This is a genomic window from Acinetobacter sp. SwsAc2 (assembly GCF_013391465.1).
Classification (GTDB): domain Bacteria; phylum Pseudomonadota; class Gammaproteobacteria; order Pseudomonadales; family Moraxellaceae; genus Acinetobacter; species Acinetobacter johnsonii.
In genome coordinates this window covers 17,940-28,960 of the sequence record NZ_JACBEZ010000041.1, presented here as the reverse complement: position 1 = coordinate 28,960, position 11,021 = coordinate 17,940, and the positions used below count along the sequence as shown (strand labels likewise).

At 40.8% G+C, this 11,021-nt stretch carries 4 protein-coding genes and 2 pseudogenes; 2 read left to right on the top strand and 4 right to left on the bottom strand.

Going from position 1 to position 11,021, the window contains the following annotated elements:
* Both HYI04_RS14760 and HYI04_RS14755 read left to right on the top strand, forming a co-directional pair.
* Nucleotides 1–113: pseudogene (locus tag HYI04_RS14760) on the top strand (IS6 family transposase); the annotation flags it as partial.
* Nucleotides 114–159: 46 nt separating this feature from the next.
* Nucleotides 160–336: pseudogene (locus HYI04_RS14755) on the top strand (DUF4236 domain-containing protein); the annotation flags it as partial.
* Between the two features lie 275 nt (nucleotides 337–611).
* On the opposite strand, the gene HYI04_RS14750 reads toward HYI04_RS14755, so the two are convergent.
* The 4 genes from HYI04_RS14750 to HYI04_RS14735 all read right to left on the bottom strand — a co-directional run bounded on the left by HYI04_RS14750 (nucleotide 612) and on the right by HYI04_RS14735 (nucleotide 11,019).
* A complete protein-coding gene (locus HYI04_RS14750; protein WP_096911334.1) occupies nucleotides 612–1,844 on the bottom strand; it encodes an ATP-binding protein in 1,233 nt (410 codons plus the stop codon).
* 443 nt (nucleotides 1,845–2,287) lie between these two features.
* Nucleotides 2,288–3,943, bottom strand: coding sequence for an HNH endonuclease signature motif containing protein (locus tag HYI04_RS14745; RefSeq protein WP_167588477.1), 1,656 nt, complete (start codon nucleotides 3,941–3,943; stop codon nucleotides 2,288–2,290).
* A gap of 760 nt (nucleotides 3,944–4,703) precedes the next feature.
* Complete coding sequence (locus tag HYI04_RS14740; RefSeq protein WP_169041058.1) at nucleotides 4,704–8,519, bottom strand: site-specific integrase; 3,816 nt, start codon at nucleotides 8,517–8,519, stop codon at nucleotides 4,704–4,706.
* On the bottom strand, nucleotides 8,506–11,019 hold the full coding sequence (locus HYI04_RS14735) for a hypothetical protein (RefSeq protein ID WP_169041057.1): 2,514 nt from the start codon (nucleotides 11,017–11,019) through the stop codon (nucleotides 8,506–8,508). Before HYI04_RS14735 ends, HYI04_RS14740 begins: the two co-directional genes overlap by 14 nt.
* Between the last annotated feature and the right edge of the window lie 2 nt (nucleotides 11,020–11,021).

Sequence of the window (11,021 nt, the reverse complement as noted above, 5' to 3'; positions counted from 1 at the left end):
CAATTAAAGGTATTGAAGTCATGCGTGCACTACGTAAAGGACAAGCATCGTCATTTTATTATGGTCAGCCTCAGGGTGAAGTGTGTCTAATCAACAGGGTTTTCGGTCTCTAAGTACTTTTTAAAGGAAACATCATCGACTCAAATCTCTATTTGCAACAGTGCCCTATCTTACTCTAAACACCAGCCTTACTCTAAAAAGACCCGTGTTCCACAACCGACATCGCTAGAACACACGGAATATAATCCTCAGAATTTAGAACAACCGAAGACAAAGATCTGGCCTTGGATTATTTTTGGAATATTGTGTTTTATTGTAGGTGCCGTCATTTTTTAGCAAGAACAGCATTGTATTTTGATCAAAAAAAATGCCCACATGGATGAATGGGCAAACTAAGGAATTAATATCCTTCAGAAACTCCAGCGCAATTCTCGCTACTTTCAGTAAGCGAATCTGGCTCAATCATGAGGGTCTGACTCAATCGAATCGAGGTAAATCGATCGATCCATCACAATTGGAGCAGAAATTATGCTTGAATACATTCTTGGATGATGCTGAAAAGTCTTTGAGTTTTAATCAATAAATAGAAGTGCCGATGACTACCCTCAACTTTACTTATTTTCAGATAGCAACCAATCGAGAGCACTCATTTTTACAATACCATTATAATTTGCTTCAGTCCCTATCGTGTCTAAGGTAAGTAAATATTTGGGATACGAATCAGAAATTTTCTGTAATGGACGTAACTCTCGGCTGAGTGTCTCCTCATTGAGCGTTTCTAATGCCACCTGATAATAAGTTAAATTCTGTAAAGTATCGACAGCAACAAAATCAATTTCATATTCATCAACCCGCCCTACATAGACCGTATAACCTCGTCTGACAAGCTCAAGATAAATCACATTTTCTAAGATATGACCTTGATCAGCATTAGCATCAGGCAACATAATCCGGCGCAATCCGACATCAACTAAATAGTATTTTTCAGAGGATTGTAATAACTCACGCCCGCGTACTTTAAATTGTGCAGCACTATAAAATAACAAACTGTCCTGTAAGCCCTGAATATAGCGTTTTACTGTTTCAAATGAAATTTTAACCCCACTTGAAACAAAGGTATTTTTAATTTTATTGATGGAAATAGGTGAGCCTGTCACGCTTGCCAAATATCTTGCGACACGCTCGAGAGAGTTAATATCGGCAGTATTCAAACGGGGAATAACATCTTTAAACATTACACTGGCATAGACCGCTTGCAAGTAATCATAAGTTTCTTGCTGGCTAGTCATGGCAAGCGTATAAGGGAAACTACTGCGCGTATACATGGCATACAAATCACGATTGGATAATTGTTGGATGATCGGATTATTTTCAATATGCCACTGTTTAAATTCTTGGAATGACAAAGGTAGAACATGTTGCTCGATATAGCGTCCTGTAAGTAAAGTCGCAAGTTCTCCACTTAGAAAGAATGCGTTTGAGCCTGTAATATATAAATCGATATAATCCCGAACATATAAAGAGTCGACCACTTTCTCAAAATTGGTAACATGTTGTATTTCATCTAAAAAAACATAGTTTTTTTTACTTTTATCAACTTTGGACAATACATAATCATGTAGTTTACGGTAATCGGTGAGTTCTTCAAATTCCATAAATTCGAAGTTGATGGCAATGATGTTTTCGGCTTGTACACCCTGTGCTTTTAGGTCTTGTTGAAACATCGCCAATAAGGTGGATTTTCCAGAGCGACGTACACCTGAAAGTACTTTAATGACATCACGGTTTTGCCATGTATTCAGAAATTTTAAGTAACCATCACGTCGAATATTAGCGCTTCTCATTATTTACACTTAGAATCTAAATTTTTAATAAATTCTATCAAATTTTAGAACTCATATGTAAATACATTTAACTTTTAAAAAAGTTTAAAGGTTAAGTGAAACATTCAAAGCTGCTGTTGAAGCATGCGGATAGTAAATGAAACTAAGATGTTAACTAGAGTGGAACTCATTTTTGTGTTGCTGATGGTCTCAGCCTTAATACTCATTGCTTATGAATTGCTAAAAGGTTTATTTTAAAGTCACCTATACATGTTTTAGATCAAAAAAAAAATGCCCATAGGGGGAATCTATAGGCAAAACTAAGGACCTTGACGGTCATTCAGAAACTACAGCTAGTTTCTGGTTGTGATTCTAAAGTGAATTAAAAACAACCACATTGGCTGAATATATAAAAAGCTAAATCATTGATAAATTTTAGAAAATTAATTTACCGCCTCTGCTGCTCAATACAGTAATTCACCAAACAAATCCGCTCTAATCTCTTCCAGGCTCAGATCTGATTTCATCCTATTACAGATGGGATGAACCAGCAGGCCATTCTCTAGAACGCCTTGCCCACCTACGGCTTTGGCAATCCTATGATCCGATTCAGTAGAATCAAGATAGATCAATCCATCACAAATGAGGCAAAAGTTATGATTACCCACCACAAAATTGTGCTTAAGCAGACTCTTGGTTAATGCCGAAAAGGCCTTTGGCTTTGACCGAGAAATTGGACTAATCGACTCCACATATCCCACCACATTCTTGACTACTGCATCATCATAACCACCCAAAAACCTTTCGACATAGAACTCGTTAAAGTTTATGTACTTGAAGGCCTTAGACATGGAAAGAATAAAGGTATTCAGGCATTTCTCATCATCAAAATCAACCTCCATTTCCAAGCTTAAGCAAATAAAGGCTTTATAGACAATTTGTAGCCGATCATAGCCCTTGATACCACTGCCGAACTTGCCGACCGTTTCGGTGGTCGCCACGGGGAAATTGGCGATCAAGAACTCAATACTACGGCGTACCCGGGTGAAGTCCTTGAAACTAATCTTTCGATGATGAATCTGCATGCGGCTTTCATGAATTTCATACACAATTGAAAACCATGCAAGAAAAGAAGTAATCTGAAAACGCTGATCCTTATAAAAATATAAGTATGGATGTAAGCCCAAACTCGGAACCCCAGCATTTTTTACAGGCGTCGCTATTCTGCAAAGAATGGTCAACAGATGCGACATTAGGTTTTCAACGCGCTCCCCCTGATTCAGACTCATAATATTATGAATCTGATCACCCGCAATGATATTCATCAGCTCATTGACCAGGCCAATTTTTTTGCCATGACTCATTTCATTGTCTAATAAAATGGTCGAAAAAAGTAACTGGTGGATCCTCTCCCCTAACTCAATCAACTCATTTAAACGTGTATATTGGAGCTCTTCTAGGTTAGATTTATTGTCATTGATATAACAACAGGCATAGATCGCATAATACGCGTCACTACCGCGATTTCTTAGGTGATATTCCTCATATTTATCTAAACGTTTAGTATCTGAGTTAATAGATTGAAATACCCGTCGCGCATCTTCCGGAGTCCCCAGTACCTGCCTGAAACTGATTTTAATATCTTCTAACTTCGACTTTTTTTCTGCAAATTCAGCATCAGCGCAAATTCTTTGAAAATCAGCGAGATCTCCTAAATAATTGCGGAGGTAACGAATATCTTGTTTTTGTGGATCATTGAAATTAGGTGCTTGAGTGACTTGCTCATCCGCAAAATATCTATTAATCCACGCATAGATACAGGAAAGACGATGTGCTCCATCAATAATGTAAATATTGCCGTGTATATCTTTCCAATACAAGATACACAAATTGATATTTTGATCTTCTGTACAATCCTCAATAAAGTTTGCAATTTCTTGCACGCTCCAATATTCCGTAGAACGCTGGTTATCCGCCTTAAATAAACATTTGATGATTGGATGCTTTTCAAAATCAGTCAGTGCCACTTCAAAATTGTCACGCTGCATTGAAGGTGACATTTCTTCTGGCAACATGACTTTACGCTGAATAATATTGGTCAATAGTCGTGTAGAACCCATTTCTTATTTTCTCCAGGCAACACTTTCCTACTTTCGCTCAAGTACGAAATTTGAAAATGTATATAGTTCGATTTGGTTAAAGCTGTGAATTAAATGACCGTCAATATCCAGTCAGCGCTAACAAAAGAGACCTAAGAGAAATGGGGGGATTAGATAATAAAATCTTCATGTTTAGTACCTGTAGTTTAGAATTAACTATCTACAACCATCTTTTCCACGAGATGGAGGTAGACCAAACAGGGGTGGAAATACCGCACTACAGAAGACGGCCAGTCATAGACTGCCCTGCCTGGCCTACCATAATGGCAAACTAAGCATAATAAGCACAAAAAACCGCTAAAGCGGTTTTAATGCTTCTGTAGTAATTTTCAGGTTTCCACGCCCGATTACAGATTTTGCTGTAACGTAATTATCATATGGGTATCTTTTTCTTTGGTCAAACCAAATTAGAATTTTTTTCATTTTCTGGTGGTGTTTCAAATTTAATGCTGGCTAATTTTTTAAAAATTTTAACCGAAAAAATCCCTGTATTTTCAATACCCCCAAGGATGCCTATTTATCTCAAAATCTATGCAGCATACTTTTTGAAGCACTACCTACATTTATTTTTTAATTCTATGAAAGGGCCTCAATGAATTAAAATCATGAGAATAATTAAAACAAAAAATCAAATTCGCGGAAACCCAGGCCTTTGCTTGGCAAATCAGATTTTGACAAAGCAAAGGCCTGGGCCCCTTAAATTGAACGATATCTGCTTAGGCTATTCCCATAAGGAAGGGTGTTGTACAGCTTCCAGTAGCAAATCAAATGCAAGGGATAATGTAATGTTTTTATTGCTTTGTTGATCGATAAAATAGACGTGAATCTCACGACTTTTTTGCGTGAGATCCACCGGATAGTTATCGTACTGTAATTGGACATCTTCAGGTAACAACAGCTGCATCCCCTCGATAAAATCCTGCATTTCCCAATCCATTTTTGGCTTTTGCTGGGCATCAAAACGACATTGGAAACAAAACTGGTTTCTTCTGAGTTTGCCATGCTGAATCAATACAGCTAAAGCCGACAGAACTTTCTCCTTTAAAAGATCTTTTAATGCGATAAATAGCTGTAGGCTCTTTGGCTTCAGCTTGGTTTTGATCTGCTTGTCATATAGGTCGCTTAAGTACTTTTTCTCGATCGATGCAGCATTGTCCAAATTCCATCCAAGTTTACTGAATGAAGGTACTTGCCATTTTACAGCAAGCCAAAGCGCACGCTTAATCCAAATATCTAGGTTATCCACTATATGAGGTGCTTGGATCTCTGCATCTTGATATGTGTTGAGATACGTGTAGATGACCTTGTAGGATAATGGCTTCAGCTCGAATTGCATCTTGGGCATCAGATAAGGTTGTACTTTCTGATCAATACCCAACACCGGTTGCTCACGTTCAAAGCACTTTCGGTGTTGGCTGTCGCGATTCAGATCCACCGCTTCAGTTTCTTCACGATCATAATGCCTATTCAGAACAGCAGGATGAACTACACAGGGCGTATTGTAAATTCGATCAATCGCCAGCAGATCCAGGGTATGCAGGTAGTGTGAGGCCGTTTGTTCAATCGAGCTATGCCCCATCCAATCGGCCAGCAAACGCCATTTATGCTGAATCACCGCTTCATGCCTGATAGCCTGTTCACCGAACAGATGCTTGCGCATAGACTTAGCCTGCTGCCAGCTGTAGTCGGTATAGGTCATCACCATTTCTTTCGATCCCAACCAGGCGATTGCCAAATGAGTGGCGGCACTATGGCGGAAACTGTGGAAGGTATAGCCGTGATCTGGCTTGATGACTTCATCGAACAGCAGCCGGGTCATTTTTGAGATATACAGCTCGCTCAGGATTTCTCCACCGATCTCAAAAACCAACTGCTCGTTCGCCTTCTTATTATTCGGCTGCTGAAAACAATGCAGAAGATAGCTTTTCACCGCTTGCAGTTCATCATCCAGTAATACCGCGTTCAAATCGAGTTGACGTTGCGCATTTTGGCTTTTCAGTCGTCGATAGACATTATTTTTCAAGGTGATGCGTATGGCGACCGTTTGATTGCCTGGATCGTCTTTCCACAGCAGTTGAGGACAAATGATTTCACCCAGCGTCAGCCCCCGGATTTCATTGAGTCTACATCCCAAACGATAAGCCAGGATGTACATTAGCAGCAACAGCTGCAAATGGACTTTTTCTTTTTGAGTTGAACAGGCCTCAATTTTCTGAATGACTGTTTTTTTTAATTGAATAAACAGCTGTGGGCTGATGAGCTTGGCTTGACAGAACTGGATACGTTGAAAATCACTGTGGTCAAAGCTGCTGACCGCTGGCACATTCTCCGGATATTCTTTCTGGCAAAAAGCATGGAAATCTTTCAGTCGTCCAAAGGCATATTGTGCCCGACCCTGAGTGCGAGTGTCTGTGTATTCACGCTGTGTTTCAGCACGTTCATCGATGCCGTTCAGGATGGAGGCATACAATTGCTCATAGTGCTCTACATTCATCTGTTCAAGGTCATTGTCATACATATAGATATGAAAGAAATAGTCTTTCGCAAAACTGCTCAGATAACGCTTGATACTACTCAATTTTAATTTCTTGCCGTTTTCTTTTTCTTCTTTTCTCAAATAAAAGATCCAGCTCAATAGTCTTAACTGTGCTTCTATCAAATTGCATTCTTTATAATTGTCGCCCGCTAAGGCTGCCTTCTTTACACTCAACCGGGTTTGAATATTGCGCCATTGCTTAAACTGCTGCTGATGGCGTTGTCTTTGGCTTTGCTTATTTTTCCCTGCCGGGGCTCGCTCTTGTTCAAAAAAATCCAACTCAAATGGAAGCTCGTTCAGTTGCTGATGTGCCGTGATAACCACCGGTTTGGCTGTTTCAGTCTCTAACGGGAGGATCCCATATTCTACTTTGACAAGATCATTCGTGGATTTCAAGGTATTGAACCAGGCTACACCTTGATCTTCTGCCGTTAAAGACACGGTTTTTAGATGATTCTGCAATACTTCACTTAAACACATATCCAGACTCAAGTCTGGATGGATTTCTAGCGCCAAATTGACATGCTGAAAGGGCTTGAGTGCAGTGATCTCAATGAGATCCTGATCCTCGGATCGCAAGATTTTTTTTAATGCCGCAATCTGTTCCGAGACCTTGAGCTGTTTTTTAAGATTCTCGAACACACTCAGAATCGCTTCCAGCACCTTACGCGGATGTTGTGGTTGCAGGTCCTCTGCTTGCTGTTTCAGGATGTGTAAAAAAAGTTGTGCATAAGGATTGAACCAGACATGCCGCCACTGATAAATCTTCTTGTCTTTAATCTCATTGCCGTAATAGCGGTGTGGCATGCAGTAACTGAGAACCAGTGGATTGGTAATTTTTTTATAGTCACTTCGATACAGTGTTGAATACCCAGATAACGGATGGCACATTTTCTCCTTCTCTTTCTCCTCCTCCAGCAGACGATTGCCGATGGCGACCAGCTGAGTGAGATCACTACAGCCTGAACAATAAATCAGACTTAAATACAGATGACCCAAGCACTGTTGTGCTGTTGGCATCTGCAATGTCTCGCTACGCCAATACGCTTTCAGTCCTCTGGCAATATGAAAATGCTGCTGTCCCAACCGCAGTCTGGCTTCAGTGCTGAGAATCTGCCGCGGTGGAGGATCAGAAAACAGCGTCGTAGGACGCAGCTTAATCGGATAAGGCTGGTGTTCCTCATTCTGATACTGTTCTAAACAGGCTAAAAAACTGGCTTCACTGTGTTTGATATACGGTTTGCGCTTGGCACGAGTGGTGAAGTCTTTGTTCCTTAAGAAAGTCTCCAGTCCTTTGGCGAAATTCGCCCAGATTCGGGCAATCTGGTCATCGACATCCTGCTGGCTGTCCTTCTGTCCTGCAATAGCCTCCTTCATTTGTTGAAAAGTAAAGGCCACTTGCTGAGCAATCTGATGATAAATGGTTGATGGAATCTTAATCAAATAAGCATCTTCCGACGCGCTTTCATAAGCTTCTTTACGCTTAATCAAACAGTCTTCAGCCCATTGTAAATAAGGGGCTCTCAGCGCGACCGTGGCAATCTTTCTTTCCTTTAAAAATGCCTTGATTTCTTCCTGACAATCCACCCAAATTTTCTCAATTTCGCTATCGATTTCAAGCGTATTACCCTGATTTTTTTTAATGACATCCGACATCTTATTATTAAAATCCGCTTCGACTTGCTGCTTGATATTTTCATATATCAGGGACATGATTTTAATCGGATAAGCCTCTTGCGTTTCGCTCAGGTAGTCTTCCTTCAGTTGAAAAAAATAGGCTTCGCTCTTTTGTAGATAAGGGGCTCGGAGTGTTGCCGTGCTAAGCTTATGGTTCTTCAAAAATTTCTTCAGCGCTGACTGAAAATCTAGCCAGATTTTCTCAAGCCCTTTATCAATATCTGTCGTACTTCTTTTACGCCCTGCAATCGATTGGAGCATCTGCTGAAAAGTCAGTTCAACTTGCTCACCAATATACGTAGCAATCACATCATGCTTTGTCATGTGCTTTATCCTTTTTTGGCATCGGACTGGATAAATGCTCAACCTGCAATATCTTGATCATCTCATCGATGCCTTGACTGACATGGCATATATACTGATACAAGGAGGCTGAGGAATAACGATAAAACAGCTCCTGATCGCGTTGATCATGGCCGTACAAGGCCTGAATCACATTAAACGCCACTCCATGATCCATCAGCATATTCATTGCAAAATGGCGCAGCCAGTTATTGTAAATAGGCGCTGAGGCATAGCGCGACAACGCTTCATTCACCCAAGCTCGGCTAAGAGGCTTGATCCTGATTTTAGGACTGTCCCATGCTTGAGCCGTCACCGGCAGGCTTCCCGGATAGACAATCACCTTGCCAAACAGATCTTCAAGGGTGAAATTTTTCTTGAAGACAAATTTCAGTAAGTCAGCATAGTGAGTGACCACACTGTTTAAGAAATCGAGATAATGCTTAAACGCCTGAGTAAAAAACTTCGCTAACGGAATAAAACGCCCATCCTTACGTGATTGGCTATTCTTTTTATCATTCACATATAGCAGTCTTAAATCCAGATCATAAGCACTACACTCCCCCAACAAATGTTCTTGCGGACGTCGTGTTAAACATAACAGGCTGATATGCCACATCCACAAACTGTAGGCATTGATCCGCTCGATCAAGTGCTGATGCAACTGAATTTTCTCATGACAGACCTTATGCAGCTGCTGGAAGAAATCAGACACAAAATCCGGAGTCAGGGCCAATTGACTCCCCAGCCGGGTGGTATCCGCTTCACTCGAGCTTTCAAACTGCTGCTCGACGATCTTGATCCCGGCTTCAGTGTCCGGTCTGCACAGCGTATTCAGATAAATCCGGTACTTCTCATTCAGCTGCTTCTTTGCAACCCCTCCGTAAAAACTGCCGGGAAGATCATGAGAACTATCTTTACCCGACAGCACATGTGCAATATATTCATTAAACGTGTGGTGAAAAACATGGAAGTACAACTGTGCCTGTAACTTTTCGACAGTGATTGAACCAAGCTGTTGTCCTGCTATGCATTTTTTCAGATATTGATTGACCTCTTGCACCGTCACAGGCGAAGTACTACAACGTAAATGTAGATATTCAAACCAGCTGCTGGACAAATACAGCTCATGAGATACCATATGATTCAACTGATGTGGCATTAAACTTTCATTTTTTTGCTGAGTAATCGCCAGATACAGTCTCACCTGATATTCCGTCCGCTTGGCGCTCCCCGTTTTCAGCAGCACCCCCTTTTCAATCAGCTGTTCATAGTTCAGGAGTGCAACAGGTGACAAGCCACTGCTCAGGCTGAGTAAACAGGCGGCAGCCATGGCAGAACTGTCCGGATCTTGGCTATTTAATTCGCCATTTAACAGGTAAAAAAGATGCTGAATTACATCCTGACTCATATAATAAGAGTTGGTCACCAGCGGTTGTAAACGACGCTGTCGATGTCGCAACATATGCGTCGCATATTCATTTACAAATCTAAAAAAACGACCAGTTCCCGGATCTGTGGTTTCGATCTGCCAACCTTGTTCAATCGCATCGATCTCGCCCTCTTCATCTATCACGATCCATGGATCAAACGTGATATCAGCCGGAAAATAAGATAAAGTGATCTTCCCCTGCGACGGGTAGTCCTTTTCAACTTCCTCTTCTTGCGAGGGCCAATCCGGCACAGGTTTCAGCTTTTTAGGTCTTGGTTTTCTCGGTTTCCGTTTTTTAGCTTTTATTCTTTGCAGTATGCGTTTTCTTCGTATTTTCCTGTGTATTTTTCGATACACGATTTTTTTGTCGGCCAGACGTTTAAAAATGATGGTTAGTGCACGCAAGTAGTTGGAAAATTTTTTCTCTTTTAAAGAAAAATCCTGAATAAACTCCGTCCAATTCTCATAAATTTCCTTATTGAACTGCACCAGATTCAACATAAAATCTAAATAGCGTTGCAGTAATCGTCTGCTGTCGCTTTCCTCACTGCTTTCCTCACTGCTTTCCTCTTGCTGTTGCAGACTAAGCTCAACCAGCGGTTTACAAATGTAGCGCAACAAATCACAGATTTCTTTTTGCTTGGCGTCAGAAGCCGTTAACGGACAAATCGCCTGATATTGCTTGTAAAACAAATAACTGACCCGCAAGAGCAAATAACCGGTTTCATCCAGCTGTTCAGAGACATACGTAGCAAAATAAGTGAATGCCGCAAATAGATAATCCTTGCCTAGTTGTCGGGCGCTCACAATCGAGGTATAAACTTTAGCTGCATTAAGCTTCAATTTCTCAATTTGGAGTAAATCATCTACAGATAATTCAGAAAATTCTGTGAACGTCACAGTTTGCTGTAGTTGCAAGTATAGGATCGCGAAGTTGACCCGCAATTTATCACTATCGCTTTTGTCTGCTTTATTTAATTTCTCACATTCTTGCGTTTCAGCAGTGAGATGAGATTGCAGATAGTTTTCTAAAGATTGTACTTTTGCCACGT